We start from the raw sequence: 23,114 nt of genomic DNA, 5'->3' as shown, positions 1-23,114 counted from the left end.
GCGGAAGCGTGTCGGATCTGGTGTCGATCACCGTCTACGTCAACGACCCACGAATGAATCAAGCGGAGGCAGAGGTGATCAAGGAAGTGTTCAAGGATGGCCCGTATCCGGGCTCGGCGCTCCTCACTATCTCTAATTTTGCGCGTCCTGGAATCGTCGTCGAGGTTCAGGGAATCGCGGTCATCAAGGACGAGCTGAAGCGGCCTCCCGCGAAATAAGCCCGCGGCCGACGGCGAGATCGCCGACGGCTCCCTGACAGAAGGAAGGCCACGCCGGCGCCGGTTTGATGACCCGCCCGGCGAAGCAGCCGGCAGATCTCTAGGCTGCCGGTTGCGTGGATTTCCTGACGACCAGCTCAGGAGGAAGCACGACGTGCCGGATCCCGGCTGACCCGCTCTGGAGCATTTCGATCAGCATCCTGGCAGCGATCCGCTCCATCTCGCGGTGCTCGATACGCACCATGGTGAGCGGCGGCGAGACGACATCCATGAGTGACATGTCGTGTGACCGACGAGCGAGAGATACTCTGGGCACCGCAGGTGCCGCTCCTGCAGGGCGTCAGGGCGCCGATCGCCAGCAGGTCGTTCGCGGCAACGATCGCAGTCACCTGATGCAGCTCGCCGACGAGATGCATCGCCGCCAGCGAGCCGCCTTCGCGCGTGTATCCCGCGGCTTCACGTATGACCCGGTCAATCCGTGCCGCGCCATCGCGCGCCAGCGATTGAGCAGCTTCAGCAAGGCGTTCTCGTCCACGTCAAGCTTCTTCGAAGGCTGGCGCTCGACGCCAGGCACAATCCCTGCAACGAGCCAGCTCGACAGGCTCATCTCGATCACGGCGATCAGCGTGCCGTCCGGTTTGAGGGGCGTGAGGGATCGGCTCAGGTCGTTCAACTTCTGCATGGGGGGCTCCATCGGTTCACATCAGCGCCGATGAATGCCATATTCTTACCTTCCTCACCGCCGCCGTCTGCCGCATAGCATCTCCCTTGGAGGCTTTCGGACGCCGGCCGCCGAATACGCCGCGCTGTCCCTCAAGCGGCCGGCATCCGAAACCGTCACAACAGCGGAAGTCGGCTCACCACTGATAGCGGACGACGCCCTCGCCGGCAGAGCTAGATTGTCAGGGAAACACGGACATCAATGCCAAATCGCCAACCGTGTTTCCAGGAGACAACGCGGCAGAATAGATCGCACCCAACATACACATAGCTAATCCGAAATAGCCGAAAATGAAGCGCAGATCTCTTCCACTGGAGCTAACTTCGTATGATGTAGCGCTTCAAGGATTTTCATTGGTTTCCCTTTTTGACGGGCGGCCGAAAAGAGGGTTCGATATCTGCCTCAGCTTCCTCCAAGGCTGAGAACCCCAACTACCGCAAGACGGCGAGACCTCACCCCCGATGGCCCCCAGCCCCGAGGTCTCGCTGCGGCGTGGCCAGCGAGGAACGAGGTTAACCGCGATCGGTTGGGGCCAGCATTGACAACATTTGGCTGGGCATCATCATCGCATGCCTGATCATTCTGGTGGCGTCGCTCGTCTGGGCGGTTTCACTGGTCTAGCGCGGAGCGCTCGCTACCCATGTGAGAGCACTCGTATTCGAATCTGTAGCTTTTTTGCCAGTTCAGCGCTTTTATTTCGTTCGTGGCAGCCTCGAAATATGGCTTTGCGGTCGAGTGTTCGAGCCCGATCTCTCCGATCACCACGTCGAGATTCAGTACCTTTGCAAAGTCGCGTTCAGTCCATCCGGGTTATCGCTCACAACGCGCATATTGCTTTCCGTATCGCGCTTCTTAGCGACAGACGGTGCTGATGGCCGCTTTTGCGGGCACTCCAGACATTGCGAAGTATCGATCTGATCGTCGATGTGAGAAGATAATCCGGGCACGGTACAAGGCGGGTGCGTCCTCAGAAATTCCGGACCCATGGTGATACCACTTGAAATAGTGTAAGTTCCGAAACGGATCGCCAGGGCGGGAGCCAGTCCAATGGGGACCGATACAGAATTGCGACCGGTCAAAGTTGCCGTGCTGGGTGGAGGTGTGGCCGGACTGGCAGCTGCTTTCGAACTGTCCGACCCTAGGCATGAGGGTCGTTTCCAAGTCACGCTGCACCAACTCGGCTGGCGGCTCGGTGGCAAATGCGCGAGCGGGCGCGATCTTGATACCGCGCGGCGCACCAAAGAGCATGGGCCACACATTTTCTTCGGCTTCTACGACAACGCATTCGCCGTGCTGCGCGAAGCCTACGAGGCGCTCGCGGCTGACCCCGCGCGGGTATTTCGGACCATCGAGGCTGCGTTGGTCGCCCACAACAGCCTGGCCACGATGGAACAGCAGGACGACGGCTCCTGGCTACCTTGGGTGATCGACCTCCCGACCTTGCCCGGCCGACCTGGCGATAGCTTGCCCCAGCCCCAGGCGCAGGCGCTCGACGCGCTGATGGGCATCATCGAGCGAGACTCGACCCGGCTGGCGGCGCAACAAGTGCCAAGCCCCGACGCGCTTCATGCCAACGCCTTGATCGTCTCGACGCTGGCCGAGGTGAAGCAGACGGCGGACGCACTGATCAAGGCCAGCCCGGAAGGACGCGACGCCGTCACCGCGCCCTTTGTTCACAGTCTTAAACGACTGCAGACTGCCATTCAGGCGGCAAGGCCAAGGCCGAGGCTCGCTGGCCAATCGGTCTCATGGCGCCGGCTGAAAATACTGGCGGACCTCGCCGTTGCCACTGCCCTGGGCATGGCCATAGACAACCTGATCTGGCCTACGCGCCAGTCGGTCGCCGCGGCCAACGAGATCGAGTATCGCGCCTGGCTCCTGCGGCACGGCGCAGCATCTGAGACTGCCAACTCTGCGATCGTCCGGGCGATGTACGACACCGTGTTCGCCTATCCTGCCGGAGACGTCGCTGCGCCCGGCAATGTCGAGGCTGGTTCGGCGGTTCTCACTCAAAAGGGGCTGATCTCCTATCGCGGCGCGCCCAGCTACAAGATGCGCACGGGCACCGGCGATGTTACTGCCGCGCCGCTTTATCAGGTGCTTGTCAAGCGCGGCGTCACCGTGAACTTTTTTCATCGCGTCGATGAACTCGTACCGGCCACCGACGGCACGATCGAGAGCATTCGCATCGGTGTTCAAGCGACCCCGAAGCCGGGCGGATATCAGCCATTGATTAACGTAAAAGGCGTGCCCGCTTGGCCGGACCGTCCGCTTTACGACCAGCTCGTCCAGGGCGACGCGCTACGGGACGGCCACATCGACCTTGAATCGTTCTGGACGCCCTGGGTGGACCCCGTGCAGCCGATCGTTCTGTCGCGCTCTGCCGGGGATTTCGATGCAGTCGTGCTCGCAATTCCGGTCGGAGCACTTGGCCAACTCACGACGAAACTCACGCAGCCCAACTGGCTTGCGATGCTAGCCGGCTCAAGCACCGTGCGGACGCAGAGCGTGCAGGTATGGCTGGACCGCGACACCGGCTGGAGTTCGGGCGTCGCGCCCGTCGTCACCGGTTACGACCGCGCCGCGATCGACACCTGGCTTGATGCAAGCGAGGTGATCCCGTTCGAGGACTGGCCCCCGCCTGCGCCGCTTCACATGGCAATTCTCTGCGGCCCGCTCGTGCAACTGGGCGCCGCGCCGCCACCCACCGATCACGCTTATCCCGGAGCCGAGGCCGCGGTGGTGGCCAATGCCGGTCAGCAATTTCTCGACGCCGCGGCCCCGCTCTGGCCCGCGCTCACCAATGCTAACGGCTTCGACTGGTCGGCGCTCAGGGCACCCGCTACCGGCTCCGGCCCACTGCGCTTTCAAGCACAATTCTGGGTGCCGGCGATCAACCCCGGTGATCGCTATGTGCTGACGCTCGTTGGCTCAAGCAAGACGCGGCTGCAGCCAGATGCTAGCGGTTACGCCAACCTCTTCCTTGCCGGCGACTGGACAGACTACGGGCTAAATCTCGGCTGCTTCGAGGGCGCGGTCACTTCCGGGTTGTTGGCGGCAAACGCTATCACCGGTAATCCGCGTCCGATTCTGCGCAACCCATTCGACGAGAGCTGACCATGCCCGACCCGCAGCCGACAGGCTCGCTGCCTGCCTATGTCGATTATCCGAGCGTCCAGACGCTGCCAGGGCCGATCGCGTTTGCCAACGTACGAATGTCCGCGTTCTACCTCGCTGCCGACGGCAGCGCGTTGCAGGCGCTGTGCGGCCGCTTGATCGCCGCGCCCAGCGGTGGGCGGGTGCAGTTCGCGCCGATGCCCAGCGTCATCATGAGCTTCACCGAATTTCCACATTCGGTCTTCGTCAACTACGCCGATCGCGGCATCGCGACCGAGCGCGAGCTTTCGTTCGGCATCCCCGGCGTCTTCACGCGGTTCGATGGGCAAATTCCGGTCGAGATCGGTTTTGCCCTGTTCATGCCCTTCCTGTTCCTTGACAATCCAGTGGCGCTGATGACGGGGCGGGAGAACTACGGTTTCTTCAAACAGACTGGACAGATCCGCCTGCCCGACGACCCCGGTAGCGCGGGATTTTCCGCCGATGTCTATGGCTGCCCCAGCTTCAGCCCGGCCGCAACGTGGGGCCAGCAGTGCCTCGTCACGTTGCGGCGCGTGGCCGGGCCGGCACCCCACCCGGCCCTTGGCCTGCCTTGGCATGATCCGATGGCGGCCGCGCGCAGCCTCGCCGCGGCGATGCAGGCGGCGGCTGGCGGTGCAACGCCGGCCCCAGCCGAGTTCGCCGATTTTCTCACCGGCAGCCTTCCGCAGATTTTCCTCAAGCAGTTTCGTGACATCGCGGATGGCACGCGCGCCTGCTACCAGGCCGTCACGCTGGCCCGCTACAACGTCACCAAGCTGATCAACGTCAGTGTCGAAGATCAGTATTCGATCGACCTCAAGGCGCTCGACAGCACCCCCGTTGCCGCGGCGCTCGGTCTCGCGCCGGCGACCCAGACTGGTCTTGGAATGCGGGTCGAGATGGACATGCAACTAGAAAACGGCAGGGTGCTATGGCAGGCATAGGCAACCCGGCGACGCCGCAAAAAATCGCTATCGTTGGCGGCGGCATGGGCGCGCTCACCGCCGCATATTGGCTTACTGATCCGAGTCTCGGCGGACGGTACGAGGTTACGGTCTACACGATGGGCTGGCGGCTCGGTGGCAAGGGCGCCAGCGGCCGCAACCAGAATCGCAACGGCCGCATCGAAGAGCACGGACTGCATATCTGGTTCGGCACCTATCACAACGCGATCGCGCTGATGCGGAGCTGCTACGCTGAGCTCGGGCGTCCGCCGGATGCGCCGCTGGCGACGTTCGATGACGCCTTCAGGCCGCAACGACGCCTCGTGCTGCTGGAGGAGATTGAAGGAGTGTGCCACCCCTGGACGATCGATTGTCCCGACCTGGCTTCGATCGACGGCCTCACCGTGCTCGGCTTGTTGCGCAAACTGATCGGGTGGTTGAGCGGGCACGTCGCCGGCATCCCCGGGTTCGAGCAACTGCGCGTCGCCGATTTCGCCAAGACCGCGCACCCCAAGGAAGCTGCCGCGATCGCAGCGATGGCCGGGCCCGCCGGGGTGACAAATCAAACGGCGCAGCACTTGATGGATTTTACGAGAGGCCAGATCCAATTCCTCGAGCCGGGGACGGAAGACGCCAGCCGTCAGGCAGGGGTGCTCTCGGGCGCAATGCGGGTTGTCGCCCGCATGTTGTTTCCTTTGCTGGAGCTCGATCTGCCGAAGGATGACGTAGCGCGGCGGCTCTGGATTCTCGCCTATCTCGGCATCACCTTCGCCCGCGGCATGCTCGACGATCAGCTGTACGAAAAAGGCTTCGACGCGGTCGAAAACGTCGAGATGCGCGACTGGCTTGCCAAGCACACCTCGTTCGACCAACCCGGCGATTCACCTCTCGCCGACAAGCTCGCTTTCTTCTCGGCTTGCTTGCAAGCTTTCTACGACGCGTCGTTCTCCTATGTCGAAGGCGATGCGACGAAGCCGAACGCTGCTGCCAGCGTGGCATTGCGCTGCATTCTACGCATCGCGTTCGACTATGTCGGGCCGATCATCCTGGAGATGCAGGCCGGAATGGGTGACACGGTCTTCACCCCGCTCTATCTCGTACTCAAGCAGCGTAACGTGCGTTTCGCCTTTTTCCACCGCCTCACCAATCTGCAACTCGATGCCGGCCGCAAATCGATCGCGGGCATGACGTTCAGCCGCCAGGTCCAGATCCCCGACGCCACCGCGTACAAACCGCTGATCACCGTCAACGATCTTCTCTGCTGGCCCTCCGCGCCGCTGTTCGGGCAAATCACCGACGGAGCCGCGCTGAGCGCATCCGGCGCCAATATCGAGCATTGGAACAGCAGCTGGACTGACACCGGCGGAGAGTTTTCTCTTGCGCGTGGCGTCGATTTCGACCATGTCGTGCTTGGCATCTCGTATGACGTCCTGCCGGACGTAACGCACGAACTCAGCACCGATCCTCGCTGGAAGGCCATGATCAGCGGGCTCGATAGTGCCGATACCCAGGCTGCGCAGCTGTGGTTTGCCGCCGACCGTGCCCAGCTCGGCATGGATGCAACGCCGGAGATTTTCGGCGGCTATTTTGAGCCATGGTCGAGCCTCGTCGACTTCTCCCATCTGTTGCCGCGCGAAACATGGCCCGCAGGTAACGCGCCGCGCTACCTGAACTATACCTGCGGTCCGCTGGCCAAACAGGCCACACCCGGTGACGACGCGGTCTATGTCAGGCTGCGCGATTTCCTCAACGCCGAGGCTGCGCCGCTCTGGCCGAACGCCGTCGACGCCGCGGGTTTCAAATATGATCTCCTCTATGCCGACCCCGCGGTGAGCGGTGAGGATCGGCTTAAAGCGCAGTACTGGCGCGCCAATACCGACCCGACGGAGCGCTACGTGATCGCCAAGGCGAACACCGCATCGGTTCGCCTGCAGCCCGGTCAAACGGGTTTTGACAACCTTTCGATCGCCGGCGAATGGGCCGATTCCGGCGTCAATATATCGAGCATCGAGGCAACGGTGATCACCGGTATGCGCGTCTCTCGTGCGCTGACGGGCCAGCCTCAGCGCATCGTCGGCGAGAAGGATCTCTGATTTCGGCGTGGCCAGAAGTACCCTCCCGTCCGATCATGCTTTCAGACGTTCCAGCGCGGTTCGCGCCGCCAAGCCCGCGGCAGGCAGTTGCAAGCGCGTCGCCTCAGCCGCGGCCTGCTCCGTCAGTGCCATCGCCTGGGCATCGCGGTCGCGCAGCTCGGCGTAGCGCGCAAGCAGGAGCAGCGTTCGAGGGCGCGTCAACGGCTGGCGCATGCCGAAACACTTGACCCTGCGCATCATCCGCCGAATTTCCAGGCGCTGCGCAAAGCCCAGCCGGCCGCCCGTGGCGAGCCGCTCGAGGAACACCTCGGCGGCGCCATATACGCCGGCTTGCACGTAAAAACCGAGCGACCGCCAATCGGCTAGCGCGCCCATCACCTGGCGAGCGAGCGCCAAAGCCTCGTCAGTCCGGCCACGACGCAGATGCACCAGCGCGAGCAGCCCCAGCGTCCAGATCCGCTCGTTCCGTCCGACATTGCTGAGCAGATCGCTGGCGTCGAACAAGCGGCGCTCCGCCGTGGCGATGTCGTCGCCGCAGAGCGCAAGCCCGGCCGCCTCAAGTCGCGCCCAGCAGCGCAATTGCGGATCACCCGCCTGATCCGCCTCAGTCTCGAACCCGGCGGCGAGCTCCGCGCCGTCGGCGTAGGCGCCAGTTTCCGTAAGCGTCAAGATCAGCAGCGACGTGGCGTCGAGTTTGCGACGGCGGTTGTGGGACGCCGCAGCCAGCGTCAGCATGTCGCGCAATTCGGCCTCGGCCTCCACGAGCCGTCCGGCGGTGAGCAAATACAGCGCGATGTATTCGATCGTCATCAGCCGGTCGTGTGGCTTTTCGAGGCCCGGACTCGTTCGCCGTGCCCGGGCGAGATAGCGTTCGGCGAGGCCCGGCATGCCGGACAGCAAGAACACGAGGGAGAGCAGCCCGGCTGAGCGCGAGTAGATCGCGCCGTCGCCCGCGCGCTGCGACAGGTTGACCGCCGCCAGCGTTGCTGTCGCCATCGCTGCCAGCTTCGATTGGTGGCCGAACCCCTGCCCCAGCGTTTCCAATGCGAGCGCCGATTGGCGCGCACGGTCAGCGGCGACGTCCTGCACCACAAGCCCCGGCAAGACATCCCTTGCATCCGCCGGCCGGCGCCATTCCACCATGATCTGCATCAGCGCGTGGCGCGCAAACGTGCCTAAGCTGCCGATGACGCTGTCGGACCACCGGAAGCCGAACTTCGCAAGAGCGATGGTCAAGTGATGGATGCTCTGCGGAACCTCGCCGGCAAACATCAGCGCCTCCCCGCGCAGGCGGTGCAACTCCCCGGCACGATTGGTATCGATTGCCTCCGCACCCGATGCCGCCTCGATGGCCGCGATCGCAGCCAGCGCCTCGCCAAGCGCCATGATGGCTTCGCGATAGGCGCCGCGCGCAAGCGCGGTGGTGCCGGCGATCTCCCAATAGGGCAGCGCGCGGTCGGGCCGGTTCGCCCGGCTCCAGTGCAGGCCGAGCAGCGTCGGCGCCGGACGATTGCCCTCGGGCTCGGCTTCGAAGAAGTCGGCGACGGCCGTATGCAGCCGGCGCCGCTGCTCGAAGGGCAATAGCTGATACACGGCCTCCTGCGTCAGCGCGTGGTCGAAGCCGTAGAGCGGATCGGCGCCAGGACGCAGCACGCCGATTATGCCGATCTCGACGAGTCGCGTCAGGCACTCGTCGGCGTCCAGATCCGCGGTACCGATCGCAGCGGTCAGCGCGCGGTACGAGAAGTTGGTGCCGATGACGCTCGCCGCCTTGAGGGTTAATTGCAGCTCGGCCGGCAGACGATCGAAGCGCGCGACCATGGTCCGCTGGATCGATTCCGGTATTTGCAGCGAGGCCGCGTCGGCCGACTGCGCGGTGAGTCGACAAACCCCATCGCGCAGGCTCAGTGCACCCTGGTCGCGCAGCGCGAGCGCGAGCTGGCGCGCGAACAGCGGATTGCCGGCAGCCCGGTCCTGAATGAGCCCAAGCAACTCCGGTGCGATCTCCCGGCAGCCGAGCACATCGGCAATGACGTCGGCCACCGAACCGCGGTCGAGCGGCGCTAACGCCAGCCGCTCGACCGCGATACTCGCCGCCAACGCCCGCATGCCCGACAACGGGCCAGCCGCGTCCGATCGCGATACCAGTACCAGTAGTACGCCCGGCATCAGCCGCGCGACATGGCCCGCCAGCAACCAGGAGGCGGAGTCCATCCGGTGCACGTCCTCGATGATGATCAGCACGTCACTGCCGATCCGGTCGCGCAGCAGGGCCGCGAGCGTCTCGCAAGTGACCCGCGCCATATCCTCGGGCGGCAGGTAGGGCGCGGCCCGAGCCGGAGCGCGCATCGCCGGCATTACGGCGCCGGCGAGCGCCGCATGGTCCTGGGGCAGCCCCTGCCGCCCCAGGGCGGTGCGCAGTTGCGCTTCGCACAGCTCCGGGCCGATGACCTCGGCGGCAAAGGCGGCGGCGAACACCGGGCTCCAGGCCGCGAAAGGTTCAGCAATGCCGGCCAGCGGGTCGGCGGCACCACGCAGACAGGGGAACTGGCCCTCCGTCATCGCTGCGAGCGCCCCGACCAAAGCCGACTTGCCGATCCCCGGCGGGCCTTCGATATGCAGCACCGGGCGCTGAATCGGAGTACCCAGCTGGCTAAGCCGTTGTCGCAGCCAGGCCCGTTCGCCCACCCGATCAATCAACGCTCCGGCCATCGGCGCTGCCACGTGCCGATACTCAATCGGGCGGAACAGTGCCGCGCCGTCCGGGAGGCTCCCCTCGACCTTCTCAAAAACGACGCGCTGGCTTGTCATCCGCACGATCGCCGCGTCGCAGAGCAGTGCCGGCATATCGTACCGTTCAAGCAGCTTCGCGGCACGGTTCACAGCATCGCCCATCGTCGTATAGACGTGCCGGTCGCGGTTCCCGACCACGCCGCAGTAGGCAAGGCCGAACGTCACTGTGCACCGCGCATCCGACCCTTGCCGAGCAAGCGCCAGCTGAATTTCTTGTGCGGCCCGCACCGCGCGCACGGCGTCGTCATCGTGGGCCTGGTCAGGCAGGCCAAAGGCGATCATCGCCATCGGTCCTTTGTCGCTGGCCGAGACGCGGATCAGCGCGCCCTCGAACCGAGCGACCTGATCCTGGATCGACTGCACTGCCTGCTGAGTGGCCGCGAGATCCTCGGCGGCGGTGTAGCGCAGCCCGGGCATCCCGACGCAAAGCATTGCTAACCAGCGGAATTCCGCGAGCCAATCCGAACGCAGCAACTCGCGACGGCGCAACGCTCGAGGGAGGAAAGCGTGCAGCAGTGCTGCCTCAGCTGCAAGCGGCGCGGCCACACCTTCGGTCTGCATTGGCGATGCGTCGATCAGGCCGCTCAGTAGCCGCGGTGTGGCGATCTCCGGGACGAGCGGCAGCGCGGCGCGGATCGCCCCGGCAATGCCCACTTGCCCTGGCTGGGCGAGCCGAAGCAACGGCGGAATCTCGCCGAGACAATCGCCGCCCAACATAAAAATCCACTGCCCGTCACCTCCGCCCGCCTGCACAGCGCAGAGATCGCCCGCTACGACCGCGGCGCGAATGCGTAACGCGACGCCACCCGGCGCGATGTGATTGTCGTGCCGGCCGACGATGTCGGCGGAGCAGCCGAGCGCCAGGCGCATGGCCGCTATCGGGTCAGTCGCGGTCTCCGGCCAGAATGCCAGGATCGCGTCGCCATAGATGTTCTCGATATCGCCGCCCCAGGCGAACACGCAATCGATGAGACGGCCGAGATACTCGCTAATGATGAGCGAGAGCTCTTCGACCCCCTCATCGCCTTTGTCCTGGTAGCTTCGCATCAGCCGGCTGAAGCCGGAGATATCGGCGAATAGCGCCGTGGCGCGCAGCGATCTCATCCATGGCCGCAACGGCTCGGCTTCGCCGGACGCCACCTGCAACAGCCATCGTGGTATGTGCGCGTCGAGGCTGTGCGGCAGCTGTGCCCGCGTCGGCCCGGACATGACCGGTCCCCCCGTGTCCATCTCCCGCAACCATAGGAACTATAATTGCACGAAAACGGGTCGCCAAGCGGAGTTTCTGGCTTCGCGTTTCGACGAAAGCAGGCTAAAGGCTCCCGCGAACCGATCGGGAAGGACGTCGGCGGAGGGCGGGAAGTCCGCTACCACGTCATGACGTCCTCGACACGCGAGCTGGCATCGAGTTGGCCGCTGACTTCCGCGAACAATTAGTCTTCGGTCACCGCGATCGAGCGATGGCCCGTCCTGACTTTACGAGGTCATCTCTCGAACGCCATATAGTCCTTCCGATCCGCCGTAAAACGGCTTCGCCACCGACACGGAGGAAATCAACCTGTGTTGAAGTTTCGCTCCGCGGCGTAATGGCGTGCCAGGAGTCGGCCGACTGAGGCGGGCGACGGCATCAAACGCCCTCTCTCAGTGCGCGAATGCGTCCCGACGATTCGACGGCGCATCTCGGTGGTCGCGAAAGTCTACCCACTGGGAAGAAAATCACGAGCACAAGTATCCAACTCGTCGTCAGACCGGTCTAACTCACTAGGAGCCGTTCAACTGAGTCATTGATCTTATAGTGCGACCTAGAGCACTCGAATTCCTTTGGACACCGTTCCTTCGAATTGGAAGGAGATTCCCGCGGCTTCGAAGGCGTCTCGTATCTTCGCAAGGGCTGATCTCGTATGGAACGGAGAGCTCCGACTCGTATCTGGCAATTGATTTTTGAGAGACTCCCGATCTTCGGGCAAGTTCATCCTGAGTCCAGTTAAGCCACGCTCGCGCGGCGCGGATTTGGGCCGCCGAAAGATGGGCCTGTGCTTCATAACGTCTCATGGTCGGCGGGCTCAATTGGTCAGCGCAACACTCTAATCTTCTAGCAAAGATGGGGTGTGGACATGAAACAGCGGCGTCGCATTTATTACTCGGCCGCCCAGCGGTCCGAGATCTGGGATCGCTGGCAGGCCGGCGAACCAATGAGTTCGATCGGACGCCGGTTTGACCGAGAGTTCTCGTCGGTCTTCTCGGTAATCTCGCCGACCGGTGGAATCCGTCCTCCGGATCGGCACCGTGCCAAACGTGCGCTCAGCCTTTCGGAACGAGAGGAAATCTCTCGATGGCTCAGCATGCGCTGCTCGTGTGCATTTGCCCTGCGTGTCGGACTGCCACCGCGGTTCGTACGACTCCGATGGCACAATGCCTCGGCTTGGCCGGACATCTCCGGCGGGTCTATAGTAAGAATAGGCGTGTGCTCATAAAGGTCCGGTCTGAGGCGAAGCAGAAGTCGCTTGACTCGGCTGTCATCGACGACTTTTGACCCAAAGCGCCATAGGGGCGGCAGGCGGAGCTACCCAGCAGGTTCGCGTCGGCTCGTGATCGTTACGGTCGTTGATCCCAGGGGCGGCGGGCTAGCAGCGGTATGAACGTTCCACGTGACGCATCAACACTCCTGAATTACGCTGCAGTAGGGGGCTCGCTTGATCCGTTGGAGAGCAACGTGGCCTACGCGATCATTCACTACTTTCCCGGCGGCACGAAGATCAGTACGAGAAGTCGATTGCCGCAGTACATCCGAGCTCGGGCGGGCTCCCGGCTGGTCAGATCTTCCACACCGCCGGGCCCGCGCCGGGTGGTTGGACCGTTATTGCGGTGCACGACACGAAGGCGAGTTGGGAACGGTTCCGCGAAGAGATCCTCATGCCGCGCTTGAAGCAAGGCATCGCAGGGGGATTGGCCGGGCCGCCGCAGGAAACTGTGTTCGAGACACACACGCTCAGCATGTAGTGTCGCTGTCAGTCGGGCGGACAATCTAGCACCGGGCGCCCCAGAGGCTTTGCGCGGCAGATTGGTCTGTAGTCTGGCGGACGGCCTGCGACCGCCGCTTTTGACCCGGATGACAACACTGCGGGGAGCGGTTATTGTGTCGATCCAATCCCCTGTCAGGGAACGGCGGATCAAGCGGCAGCTTGATTCGGATCAGGAGGCCAACGAAGGCCCCATCATAAAGGCGGAGGAACGTCTCAATGAGCCAGCGCCTGCGCTTCGGCATTTTTCTCGCGCCCTTCCATAAGCCCGGCATCAACCCAACGCTCGCATTGCAGAGCGATCTCGATCTCATTCAATGGCTGGATCGCTGCGGCTATGATGAGGCCTGGCTCGGCGAGCATCACTCCGCTGGCACTGAGCTCTCCGCCTCTCCGGAAATCATGATAGCGACGGCGGCCGAGCGCACGCGTCACATCAAACTCGGCACCGGGGTGACCAGCGTTTCGTATCACAACCCGCTGTGGGTCGCTGAGCGCATAGTCCTCCTTGACCATTTGACGCGCGGGCGTGCGATGCTCGGCCTCGGCCCTGGCTCGCTTCCCACCGACGGCGTTATGATCGGGCTGCAGCAGAGTCAGACACGTGGGCTGCTCGAAGATGGCGTTGCCATCATCACGAAGCTTTTGACCAGCGACGAACCGGTCACATTCAAAAACGATCGCTGGGACCTGCGCGAGGCGCGGCTGCACCTGCGACCTTACTCCAACCCACTCTTCGACGTTGCCGTCGCTGCCGTAGCGTCCCCTACCGGCGCCAAGCTTGCCGGCCGATATGGCCTAGGCATGCTATCGGTGGGCGCCACCACCGCCGCCGGCTTTGATGCGCTGGCGCTGCACTGGGATGTGCTGACCGCCGAGGCGAAGGCCGATGGCAAGACCGCTGACCGGAGCAAGTGGCGACTTGTTGGCTTGTGCCACATCGCGGAAACCAAAGAGCAGGCATATCGCGACGTGGAATACGGCATCGAGCATTGGTTCCGCTACTTCCAGCAGGTCGCTGCATTCCCCCAAATGGCGGTGGTCGGCAACTCGGTTGCCGAAATGATCGAGTTCATCAACGGCTCAGGTCTCGGTGCTATCGGGACGCCGGACGCGTGCGCCGCCCAGATCGAGCGGTTGTGGCAACAATCAAACGGTGGCTTTGGCGCCTATCTCCTGCTGGCGCACAACTGGGCCAATCCTTCAGCAACAATGCGCAGCTACGAACTGATCGCACGCGAGGTCATGCCGCAGTTCCAGGGCCACGCGCAGGCGACGCTTGATGCCGCGCGCCGCGCCAAGGAGGTCCGCGAAAGCCTCGCGGCGGCCCAGGCGCAGGCCGTCGAAGATGCCCGAGCGCGCTATGGCGCGGAGGTGGCCAAGCGGCCGGCTTGAGTTGTTCGGCAGCGTTGGTTCCGCAGTCCGACGCACCATCCGCCGGATCTCTAGCTAGGCTTCCCACACGGTCGGAGTGGGGGTGGTCAGAACTCCAGAATTTGATCTCGGCCGACCGGCTTCCCTGGTTCACGCGCAAAATCGTGGAATTAAATACAAAAAGCCCACCTCACACTTTAGGCCGTCGAACAGTTTTCCGCAGATAACGACGGCTTTCGCCATGTGAATTTTCCTCTGCTGGAACTGAACCTACTGACGGCACTGGGCGTCCGCCATCCTTCCACAGAATGCATCCGGCGCTAGGATTTCTTCGGGCCTTTCGAATTGATTTTTTCGGCACTAGGATCGTATCGATCCCCGAACTTCGCAACCGGAAGCCGCCAGCCGCGCTTCATCGCCATGACGCGCAGCGAGAAACATGAAATGAGCGCCACCGCCGTGACCGGCGCGACTGGCAACTGCAGCATGTGCCCGACTACCACGATGGCCGCAGCCGCCAATGCCGCGACGGCATAGAGTTCAGCCCGGAGTACCGTCGGAATTTCCGCGAGCAGTACATCGCGCACCATCCCGCCGCCGATCCCGGTGACCATGCCGAGCACTATCGCCATGAGCGGATTCAAGCCGTGGGCCAGCGCTTTAGAAGCACCGGTGACGGCGAAGAGCGCGAGACCCGCCGCATCGAAAAGAAGTACCGAGTTCGACATCCGCACGATCAAGGACGAGAAGTAGAAAGTGACGATGCCGGCGAAGAGCGACACACCGAGATAGCGCCAGTCGGCGACCGCCCCGGGCGGGACGACGCCGATCAGCAGGTCCCGGGTGATGCCGCCCGAATTCGCCGCCGCGAACGACAGCACGAGTACGCCGAACAGGTCCAGCTCTCGCTTGACCCCGGCCAACGCCCCGCTGAGCGCGAAGACGAAGGTGCCCGTCAGGTCAAGCACAAGCGGAAGCTTCTCCATGATGCCACTTTCCGGCACTAGACGATCGCCACGAGTGAGATGATCATACTCATGCCGGCAACCAGGCGCGGGTCGCAACGACTAGCGTTTCCACGCCGGTTCGCAAGGTGGGGTGAAGAACCGGCGCGAATTTCTGGCTGTGGTTCACCGGAAGCTCGGTGAGCTTGTTTGCCCCTTTCGCCTTGGCGTAAGTTTCCGGATCAGTGCCGCCGACGAACCAGAAAACCGACGGTACGTGCCATTCGGTTCCGAACGATCCGAAGTCTTCGCTCGCAGGGGCCGGCCCCGTTTCCCTGACGCGCTCGGCGCCGAAATGTCCCCGGAACGCGTCGACCACCCGCTTGCTGGCCTCCCGGTCGTTCACGTTGAGAGGGTAGTGATCCAGCGACGTGATCTCCGGTTTGCGAGGGGCGCCAGACGCCGCCGCCTCGGCATTGACGATCCGCTCGATCGCTGCCAGTACGCGCGTCCGGACGCCGGCATCGAAAGTCCGCACATTCAGTTTGATGATGGCCTCGTCCGGAAATGACGTTTTCTTTCGTCCCCGCCTGCAGCACGCCAATGGTCACGACCGCTGCCTCCGCAGCGGCAACCTCGCGGGAGACGATGGTTTGCAGCCGCAGCACGGTCGCGGCCGCCATCACCACCGGATCGATACTGGCCTGCGGCATCGATCCGTGCGCGCCACGGCCGAAGAGACGAATCTGCAAGCTGTCCGCCGCCGAGGTGATCGCGCCTGCCCGTCCGGCAACCGTTCCCGACGGCCCCACCATGACGTGCTGGCCAAGGACCACGTCCGGCTTCGGGAAGCGCTTGAACAAGCCGTCGTCGAGCATGGCCTGAGCGCCTTCCGCCGTCTCCTCGCCGGGCTGGAAGACCGCCATTACGGTTCCTCGCCACGTCGTTTTGGCCTCGGCGAGCAATTTGGTGGCACCGACGAGCCAGGTGACGTGCATGTCGTGCCCGCACATATGACCGACCGGGACGGCGTTTCCCTCATGATCCTTCGCCGTGATCCTGCTGGCATAGGGAAGACCGGTTGCTTCCTCGACGGGCAGCGCGTCCATGTCGGCGCGCAGCATGACGGTCGGCCCATCACCGTTGCGAAGCAAGCCGACGACGCCGGTCTTTCCGACGCCTGTCGCGACTTCGTAGCCGGCCGCACGAAGATAATCCGCCGCCAGTCCCGCCGTGCGCGTCTCCTGCATCGACAACTCGGGGTGCGAATGCACGTCCTTGTAAAGGTCTTCCAAGACTGGGAGGAGTTTTTCGAGATCGCGCAGTGCTAGATCGGGAGAACTTTCCTGATTCAAAACCATGGCCTACTCCACTGTTAAGAATCCGAGAACTTGATTGCTGCGTGCGTCCCGTCGCAGAACGGCTTGTTCTTCGATTCTCCGCAACGGCAGAGTGTGACGCGATTGCGCACCTAATATTCGAATCTGTCAGCGGCGACGACCGGTATCCCACCTCGCAACCACAGGGGTCCGCTGCATTGCTGCTCGGGATCCTCGATCAAACCGATCGATACCGGCAACGCTTGTTCGACCGGCTTCCCGGAGCTTTTGTCCCAAGCCACCAAAAGTCCAGAGGGACATTCGTTCACCTGGCGGACGAACATCGTCCGGACTCCGCGATCGGCGGTCTGCGAGACCTGACTCCAAACATTGCCGTTCGGGTCGCAGGAACGCCCGAACGCACAGAGGCTTTCTGCGTCGGTGAGTTGAAGGATCGGGCCGTTCAGCAGCTTCGCTTGATCGAGATAAGCGTCTCGACTTGCAGTCTCGGTACCGACGAAGCCGATTTTGAGATGTGAGCCGTCGCAGAACGGCTTGGTTTGCGATGCACCGCAGCGGCACAGCGCATAGGTTTCTCGATGCGCGACGGCCGGACCTTCCTGCCACGCCTCCGACCCGTCCTCAGCGTTCGTCATGATGGTTTGTTTGGCGAGAGGGATGTCGCCGGTGACCATGTAGGGGCCGTTTTCGGAAACGGTGACTCGAGCCTTGCTCTTCTCGGAAGTCATGGTTCAGTCCTCCGACGCCGTGGACTTATTCTTCGGGCAGCCGGCCCTTAGAAGTGGTTTCACCGTGCCATCTACAGTCGACCGAGGTACGAAATCGGCACCCGCCCGACCCGCGATGTCCCCGAAACATCCAACGCCTGTTTACGAACCGCGGCAAGTGGAGTTTCCGGACCGCTCGACCGTCAGAAACGTGATCGTGCCAGGCGCAAACGATACGGATCCCGCAGCGGTCGCCGCTGAGAAAACCTCGTCCGTTGCTGACCGAAGCTTATGAGCTAGCGGACTGACTCTATCTGTCTGCCTCCTCACGGCTCGCTCAGCTGATAAGCTTTCTCTCAAAACCTTATCAGTTGCCGGACCGACTCCACCTGCGACCATATCCTATCCGTCCAGCTACTCCACTTGGCGCTCTGACTTGTTTAGATGTTTACCATAGGTGAAGGCAATCATTGGAAACGGAAGGTATAGAGGGTGATCAGGATACAGCTCGATGCTCGCCATCTCCTACCTTTATGGATCGGATACGCTAAGCTAAAGCGGACGGGACGAATTACGAGTACACGCTCCAGAAGCGGCGCACTGTTGGTTGTCGCTGGGGTCGCAGTAGCTTGAACCGGTTTCGCAGCGGCCGAGAGGCAGGAGGTTCCCCTGCCGGCCACACTGCTACTCTTCGGACACTTTTAACGACCTGGGCTCGATTGTTGATCAGCTTAGATTGGCAGATTGTCCGTCATACCCGGTGGTGGTTCGCCAAGCTCGGAATCTCGCCTAAGCAACTCGTTCTCAGCTTGATGCCAGAACGTGTCGGCTTGACCTTCCGGCTCGCCCGCCTCCTGCCAGAGTTGATAAGCCCTGGCACGGATCTCTTCTTCGCTTGGGCCGGACATCAGTAACTCCGCAATAATCTTGGCTTTGGAAGCTAGAAGGACCCTGCCTTACACAGAGCCCTTCGAGGATTACCACTTCTGACGACCGTACCAGTCGTTCACTTCCTTTTGCGCTTCGTCTTTCGCGTATCCGTAACGCTCCTGCAATCGACCTTCGAGTTGGTCGTGCTTGCCCGCAATGACATCAAGGCGTCATCGGTCCCAGCTTGCCCCACGGCTCCTTGACCTTGCCCTCGACTTCGAACGACCCCGGCACGCCGCGCGCGCCGAGGTCGCCATTCCAAACTCCCGACCTGGGGGTATGGGGTGTGTGAGAGCCGGGAGTATTTTCCATGACTCCTGGCGTTGTCACTTGTTCCTTAGCCCGCGTCAGCCTACCCGCAGGTTTTCGGCCGAAGTCTTGCCCCGATTTTCCCGCTCTTCGTAACTAACCTTTGCACCCTCATTGAGGCTGCTCAGACCGGCCTTTTCGACCGCAGAGATGTGCACGAATACGTCTCTGCCACCATTGTCGGGCTGAATGAACCCGTACCCCTTGGTGGGATTAAACCATTTAACAGTACCTGTAGCCACGTCGTCTCTCCAATTGAAGTAAGGCGCCTAGCCTAGCGTTAGCCCTGGACATCGCAAGCCGGAACCAGCAGCATAGGCCCTCCTCGACGAAACCGTTTCCAAGACCCGTTAGCAAACCAGCAACCGGATCGGCGCAGGCTTCTTCGTGGGACGGGACCGTTGGGACGTAGCGGTCGCGTTTCGGGTAGGAGCTCGCGCTCGTCGACGCCAATAAAGTGGCGATGGAAATCAGAACCCGGTTTGCTCATAGTGTCACTCCTTACCGCATCGTGAGTGGTCTCCGAAAGGGCTTGCCAATCCAACAGGTCGCCAAATCTCACTCGCTCGCTCCTCGCATTGTGTCCGCTGCATGCGACGTAGGGCCGATCGCACGAGAGCCGGACTCGGACATTATAGTACGTCGCATCGGCAGTATGCGGCGCGTGCAATGCGTAACAGAGATATCGGCAAGAGCTGCCGTGGTTCACCAGCGCTACTCCGTTCGCAACGTTGTCCGTTGACAACCAGTATCATCGGGACGGTCTTGCAATCGCGGCGGCGGGGGCGACTGAGGCTCCACTCATCGCAAGAGAGAAGCGGAACGGGGTCGCGCCTTCCGTCTTGCCATAGAAAAGGGCCGGCGCGTTGAAGTGGCGATCCCGTGGCTCTCCGGCCCACACTGCCGACAACGGAATCAGATGGGCCAGGTTGAGCGTCGAGACCGGCGGCTGCCGGACGTTGGCATAGACATGCCCGGGCAGGCTGCCGAGCCAAGCCTCGACGACATTGACCGTCTCGACCATGCAGGTGAAGTCGCGCCCTGGATGACCTTTTCGACGAGACGGAGTTTTTCGTCGGCTGCTCGTGGATCGGTATCCCAGACCGTGACCGTTGCCGTGACAAACGCCTGGCCGATCTGGTCGGACCCAAGTTCCTGAAGCGCCGCATCGGCATCCATCGCCTTGTTGTGGGCATCGGTGTCGAGAAGCGACGATGCTTCGTTGGTCATTACCTCCTTGAGAACCGCTGCGATCGACTTACGCTTGGCAAACCACTGGCGTCGGATCTTCATCAGCAGTTTTGTGGCCTCGAGCTTGTCGAGCATGATGGCGCGAGTGGACCACCGATACGGGAATGCCAGGCGGTTGAGATCATCGAGAATGCCGGGCGTGGTTGCGGTCGGGAATCCCACGACGGTCAGAACGCGCAGATGTACGGCGCCCAGCATCGGCTCGAGACCACCGGTCAGCGGCTGATCGGCGACCAGCGCAAGCTCGAGCTGATCGCGCTCGGAATGCTGTTTGCCCGCATGGTCAATGCTTTCACGCGACGATCAGCGGCGTTCCTGGCCCGCATACGGGCGCAGCACCGGGTGCTTCTTGGCCGGCAGCACAGTGCCTTTGCCGGGATCCGAGGTTGACGTCTTGGCGCCGAGGTCAGCCCATGCTTTCAGGTCATCCAGAGCGTAGACGACGCGCCCGCCGATCTTCCGATACGTCGGCCCGGTGCCGTACGTGCGGTGCTTCTCAAGAGTGCGTCCGGAAAGACCAAGATATCGCGCGGCCTCCGGTGTACGCAGGAAGCGCGGGGGCAGTCCGGACATTGCATCGGGCATTTGAGCACTCCAAGGTGACAGCGCACCGCGCACGGCGGAGCCGGCGCGTGTGCGGTCATCATGGAGAAGCAAGTTCTCGGAGGGGGATGCCGAATATTGGGGGTACGATTTTCGATACCCCTCGGCCGAGGGGCTACTTGTCCCTGCGGCCAGGTCGCAGAAGTTTGCGGTAGCCTCCGCGTACCAACGCGAGGCCGCCCTGCACCAGGCGGACCGTTCGATTGCGCAAATCATGCGTCTTCCAGGCGCGATCAGGGATGCGCTTTTTGCCGAACAGCGCTTCGGCGGTGACGCGATAGCTGCCACCCGCAGTATGCGCATCGAGCGCGCGGATAGCGGCGCTCAGGCGCTCGCACCGCTGCTTAGATAGCTTGTGAAAGGCAGGACCTGGCGCGCGTCCATTCATCGCGCGCCACAGCCGCCGGGCTGCATAGGCGCGCGCTTCCAAATCGCCGTCAAACAGCAATTCGGCTGCATAGGACGCGCCGACGACGGGAGGCTCTTTGGACCAGACACGGTGATCCGTCGCCCCGATGCGCAGTACGATATGCCAGCCGTCGGCGGCGCGGCGCACCTGCCCCGCTGTAAGGTCGAGCAGTGGCCGAGAGGCCGAACTGCGACCGGCGGTCGACGCGACCGTGACTGGAACGACAGTCGTTAGAACCTCAGGCGCCCAAAAGATTATCTGCTCGTCGAAGGACCGCTGCGGGTCATGGGCGAAAGCAGATGCCCCACTTCCTCCTGAACTCGGCGGTCGCTTCGCCATCTGGGCTGCTAGCGATCATCGCTTCGTACTCGCGTCGATAGTCCGCGTTGCGGCGAAGACATTCCCAGGCGATGTCGGTGATTTCGGCGTCTTGTAGGCTCTTATAGGAATCCGGCGACCGCCAGTCGAATTCAGGCATTGCTTCCGCCCCATTGCACGTAGCTAACAAGGATTGCGGCGCACAATAACTATGAACGAGACGGTTGCAGGAAGCCCCTAGTTTGGCACCACGTGGTGCTGCGGAATGACCACCGGCTTGCGGAAGAAAAGAATTCTGATTGTAAGGCGCAAGTCGGTGATTTTCTTCTATGTAGAGCCGGCACCGCGTAAGAGACGCCCCTGCTCGGTCACCCATTTAGCGCGCGCAAGATGACTCTGATATGCGCTCCGCGCACGGTCCGGTTCTCGCTCTGGGTCCATATGCAAGACCACTCGAGCCACTTCGCGCCAGTCCGCCCCCTCGCCCTCTGCCTGCAGAAGGCGAATGTACGTGACGACGTGCTGTTCGTCATAGGCTGTCAGCGCCGGCTCGTTCGGCGCAACGTCCGCGACGTCAGGATCTAGCGGCGGTTTCGTCATAAGCATCCCAACAAGCAGCGAATGATTCTAACCTCCCAGGGTTGGCCGAGATCGTGCGCAGGTCTCATTTTAGCCTCATTGCAGACGAGCCGACCAGAAGGGCTGGGTCGAAATACATACTATAGGAGATAAACCTCATAGTATGTAAAGCCGCAATTTGCGCCGATGGACATGCGCAAGTTGGTCGGTCGGAATTTCGCAAGACTGCGGAAGCAGAAGCGGTTCACGCAGGAGAAATTCGCCGAAGTGTCCGGATTCACCCAACAGTATATCAGTGACCTAGAGCGTGGCCGTCGCAATCCAACTGTCGTCACTCTATTTGAACTCGCCAGCACATTGGGCGTTAGTCACGTCGATCTAGTCGTGCCAGATGATGAGGCACGAGACGAGCGACCAAAACTAGGCAAACGGCGGTGATTGTCGCAACCCACACTATGTCGCTTCGGAACAGCTCTAGGGCGGTTTGCGACGGACACAAAAGCAGTTTTGCCGCTCGAAGCGCGACAAGCGAGTTAGGCTGTGTACTCCATTGAGCGGCTGACCGCCTGATGTCCGCTCACCCCCCAACAGCGGCGGGAAAGCGGACGTCTCCTGAGGTCACTGGAGGGGTCCAACAGCAGATATGACGGAAATCGACGGTGCACTTAACTGGTCAGCACATGACGCCTCGTCGGCTCTGACAACACGGCGGAGGGCCGCGGCGCGATTCGATCCCCTAGAAGCACTCGGCAATTAGCGCAGCGCCAACATGATGAGCCGATCCATAGCCCGATCCGACAACCAGCGCCGCATAAAGAGAATCGGACCGGCGGGTCTGCCGGCCTGGTAGCGTGTCCGCGGGCGCTCAGTCTCGAGGGCTCGCACGATCAGGTCGCTGATAACGCGCGGGGACGGCATCTTGCCTAGTCCACTCATCGCCCTTCGCATCTTGACCACCAGGTCAGCGTACGGTCCTTTACCTGAATAGCGTTCTGCTTCGTCTTCGGCGATACCGCCCCATTCGGTCTCTATGCCGCCCGGCTCGATGACTATGACGTCGACCCCGAATGGGCGCACCTCGTTCCGCAGCGAGTCGGAATATCCTTCGAGCGCGAACTTGGAGGCGTGATACCAACCGCCGAGCGGAGAAGCGACTTTTCCGCCGGTCGAGGAGATATTGATAATCCTCCCGAACTTCCGCGCGCGCATGTGGGGCAGGACAAGTTGAGTCACGTGGGCCGCCCCGATCAGATTGACTTCCATTTGGCGACGGCCAACTTCGATCGGGACGTCCTCCAACGCCCCAAACTGACCATAGCCAGCGTTGTTGATCAGGACATCGATCCTTCCTCGCTCGGCGATGATGCGATCGATGGCGGCGACCACCGAAGCGGCGTCGGCTACATCCACCGACAGCGCCGTG

22 protein-coding genes and 4 pseudogenes are annotated in these 23,114 nt (G+C 62.4%); 9 read left to right on the top strand and 17 right to left on the bottom strand.

Annotated features, from left to right (window positions below; translation table 11 throughout):
- Window positions 1–8 precede the first annotated feature (8 nt).
- Window positions 9–218 carry a RidA family protein gene (locus tag ACVWW1_RS00370; protein WP_456654423.1) on the top strand — a complete coding sequence of 70 codons (210 nt, stop codon included), beginning with the start codon at window positions 9–11 and terminating at the stop codon, window positions 216–218.
- A gap of 100 nt (window positions 219–318) precedes the next feature.
- Here the strand turns inward: ACVWW1_RS00370 and ACVWW1_RS00365 are convergent, their stop codons facing one another.
- The gene (locus tag ACVWW1_RS00365) at window positions 319–489 is read right to left on the bottom strand and encodes a substrate-binding domain-containing protein (protein WP_456654422.1); all 171 of its coding nucleotides are present in this window, start codon (window positions 487–489) and stop codon (window positions 319–321) included.
- A 114-nt stretch (window positions 490–603) separates the two neighbouring features.
- Entirely contained in the window at window positions 604–900 is a 297-nt protein-coding gene (locus ACVWW1_RS00360; RefSeq protein WP_456654421.1) for a hypothetical protein, read from the bottom strand.
- Window positions 901–1,986: 1,086 nt separating this feature from the next.
- On the opposite strand from ACVWW1_RS00360, the gene ACVWW1_RS00355 reads away from it, so the two are divergent.
- From ACVWW1_RS00355 to ACVWW1_RS00340, 4 genes and pseudogenes are all read left to right on the top strand, one after another.
- Entirely contained in the window at window positions 1,987–4,056 is a 2,070-nt protein-coding gene (locus ACVWW1_RS00355; RefSeq protein WP_456654420.1) for an FAD-dependent oxidoreductase, read from the top strand.
- Window positions 4,057–4,058: 2 nt separating this feature from the next.
- Window positions 4,059–5,021, top strand: a complete 963-nt coding sequence (locus tag ACVWW1_RS00350; protein ID WP_456654419.1) for a hypothetical protein — start codon at window positions 4,059–4,061, stop codon at window positions 5,019–5,021.
- A pseudogene (locus ACVWW1_RS00345) lies at window positions 5,009–5,251 on the top strand (NAD(P)-binding protein); the annotation flags it as partial. The gene ACVWW1_RS00350 and the pseudogene ACVWW1_RS00345, both read left to right, overlap by 13 nt.
- 93 nt (window positions 5,252–5,344) lie before the next feature.
- Window positions 5,345–7,114 carry a hypothetical protein gene (locus ACVWW1_RS00340; RefSeq protein WP_456656693.1) on the top strand — a complete coding sequence of 590 codons (1,770 nt, stop codon included), beginning with the start codon at window positions 5,345–5,347 and terminating at the stop codon, window positions 7,112–7,114.
- A 33-nt stretch (window positions 7,115–7,147) separates the two neighbouring features.
- Here the strand turns inward: ACVWW1_RS00340 and ACVWW1_RS00335 are convergent, their stop codons facing one another.
- Window positions 7,148–11,116, bottom strand: a complete 3,969-nt coding sequence (locus tag ACVWW1_RS00335) for an AAA family ATPase (RefSeq protein WP_456654418.1) — start codon at window positions 11,114–11,116, stop codon at window positions 7,148–7,150.
- Window positions 11,117–11,668: 552 nt separating this feature from the next.
- Window positions 11,669–11,959, bottom strand: a complete 291-nt coding sequence (locus ACVWW1_RS00330; RefSeq protein ID WP_456654417.1) for a helix-turn-helix transcriptional regulator — start codon at window positions 11,957–11,959, stop codon at window positions 11,669–11,671.
- A gap of 62 nt (window positions 11,960–12,021) precedes the next feature.
- On the opposite strand from ACVWW1_RS00330, the pseudogene ACVWW1_RS00325 reads away from it, so the two are divergent.
- Both ACVWW1_RS00325 and ACVWW1_RS00320 read left to right on the top strand, forming a co-directional pair.
- Window positions 12,022–12,261, top strand: a pseudogene (locus tag ACVWW1_RS00325) (IS30 family transposase); the annotation flags it as partial.
- A gap of 885 nt (window positions 12,262–13,146) precedes the next feature.
- Window positions 13,147–14,322 carry an LLM class flavin-dependent oxidoreductase gene (locus ACVWW1_RS00320; RefSeq protein WP_092117496.1) on the top strand — a complete coding sequence of 392 codons (1,176 nt, stop codon included), beginning with the start codon at window positions 13,147–13,149 and terminating at the stop codon, window positions 14,320–14,322.
- A gap of 299 nt (window positions 14,323–14,621) precedes the next feature.
- Here the strand turns inward: ACVWW1_RS00320 and ACVWW1_RS00315 are convergent, their stop codons facing one another.
- The 8 genes and pseudogenes from ACVWW1_RS00315 to ACVWW1_RS00280 all read right to left on the bottom strand — a co-directional run.
- A complete protein-coding gene (locus ACVWW1_RS00315; protein WP_456654416.1) occupies window positions 14,622–15,287 on the bottom strand; it encodes a trimeric intracellular cation channel family protein in 666 nt (221 codons plus the stop codon).
- A 200-nt stretch (window positions 15,288–15,487) separates the two neighbouring features.
- A complete protein-coding gene (locus tag ACVWW1_RS00310; RefSeq protein WP_456654415.1) occupies window positions 15,488–16,606 on the bottom strand; it encodes an amidohydrolase in 1,119 nt (372 codons plus the stop codon).
- Window positions 16,607–16,620: 14 nt separating this feature from the next.
- Complete coding sequence (locus ACVWW1_RS00305) at window positions 16,621–16,716, bottom strand: CDGSH iron-sulfur domain-containing protein (protein WP_456654414.1); 96 nt, start codon at window positions 16,714–16,716, stop codon at window positions 16,621–16,623.
- Complete coding sequence (locus tag ACVWW1_RS00300; protein ID WP_456654413.1) at window positions 16,717–17,313, bottom strand: CDGSH iron-sulfur domain-containing protein; 597 nt, start codon at window positions 17,311–17,313, stop codon at window positions 16,717–16,719.
- Between the two features lie 710 nt (window positions 17,314–18,023).
- On the bottom strand, window positions 18,024–18,200 hold the full coding sequence (locus tag ACVWW1_RS00295; RefSeq protein ID WP_456654412.1) for a DUF2934 domain-containing protein: 177 nt from the start codon (window positions 18,198–18,200) through the stop codon (window positions 18,024–18,026).
- Between the two features lie 69 nt (window positions 18,201–18,269).
- Window positions 18,270–18,456, bottom strand: a pseudogene (locus tag ACVWW1_RS00290) (CsbD family protein).
- 113 nt (window positions 18,457–18,569) lie between these two features.
- Window positions 18,570–18,773, bottom strand: a complete 204-nt coding sequence (locus ACVWW1_RS00285; protein WP_456654411.1) for a cold-shock protein — start codon at window positions 18,771–18,773, stop codon at window positions 18,570–18,572.
- A gap of 566 nt (window positions 18,774–19,339) precedes the next feature.
- Window positions 19,340–20,022 (bottom strand): annotated as a pseudogene (locus ACVWW1_RS00280) (VirB4 family type IV secretion/conjugal transfer ATPase); the annotation flags it as partial.
- Here ACVWW1_RS00280 and ACVWW1_RS00275 point away from each other — a divergent pair.
- Window positions 19,963–20,172 (top strand): hypothetical protein, encoded by a 210-nt coding sequence (locus ACVWW1_RS00275; protein WP_456656692.1) that lies wholly within the window; start codon window positions 19,963–19,965, stop codon window positions 20,170–20,172. The pseudogene ACVWW1_RS00280 and the gene ACVWW1_RS00275 overlap by 60 nt on opposite strands.
- Here ACVWW1_RS00275 and ACVWW1_RS00270 read toward each other — a convergent pair.
- The 4 genes from ACVWW1_RS00270 to ACVWW1_RS00255 form a co-directional block, all read right to left on the bottom strand.
- Complete coding sequence (locus ACVWW1_RS00270; RefSeq protein ID WP_456654410.1) at window positions 20,086–20,367, bottom strand: helix-turn-helix transcriptional regulator; 282 nt, start codon at window positions 20,365–20,367, stop codon at window positions 20,086–20,088. The two genes, ACVWW1_RS00275 and ACVWW1_RS00270, sit on opposite strands and share 87 nt — an antisense overlap.
- Window positions 20,368–20,500: 133 nt before the next feature.
- Entirely contained in the window at window positions 20,501–20,941 is a 441-nt protein-coding gene (locus ACVWW1_RS00265) for a DUF2285 domain-containing protein (RefSeq protein ID WP_456654409.1), read from the bottom strand.
- 136 nt (window positions 20,942–21,077) lie between these two features.
- Complete coding sequence (locus ACVWW1_RS00260; protein WP_456654408.1) at window positions 21,078–21,272, bottom strand: transcriptional regulator domain-containing protein; 195 nt, start codon at window positions 21,270–21,272, stop codon at window positions 21,078–21,080.
- A gap of 167 nt (window positions 21,273–21,439) precedes the next feature.
- Window positions 21,440–21,712 (bottom strand): DUF2285 domain-containing protein, encoded by a 273-nt coding sequence (locus ACVWW1_RS00255; protein WP_456654407.1) that lies wholly within the window; start codon window positions 21,710–21,712, stop codon window positions 21,440–21,442.
- 165 nt (window positions 21,713–21,877) lie between these two features.
- Between ACVWW1_RS00255 and ACVWW1_RS00250 the strand changes: the two genes are divergently transcribed.
- Window positions 21,878–22,129 (top strand): helix-turn-helix domain-containing protein, encoded by a 252-nt coding sequence (locus ACVWW1_RS00250; RefSeq protein WP_456654406.1) that lies wholly within the window; start codon window positions 21,878–21,880, stop codon window positions 22,127–22,129.
- A gap of 315 nt (window positions 22,130–22,444) precedes the next feature.
- On the opposite strand, the gene ACVWW1_RS00245 is transcribed toward ACVWW1_RS00250, so the two are convergent.
- Complete coding sequence (locus ACVWW1_RS00245; protein WP_456654405.1) at window positions 22,445–23,101, bottom strand: SDR family NAD(P)-dependent oxidoreductase; 657 nt, start codon at window positions 23,099–23,101, stop codon at window positions 22,445–22,447.
- Window positions 23,102–23,114 lie beyond the last annotated feature (13 nt).

Source organism: Bradyrhizobium sp. JR3.5, from assembly GCF_054057015.1.
The sequence above is the reverse complement of the archived record's forward strand: the minus strand, read 5'-3'. Positions and strand labels throughout refer to the sequence as shown.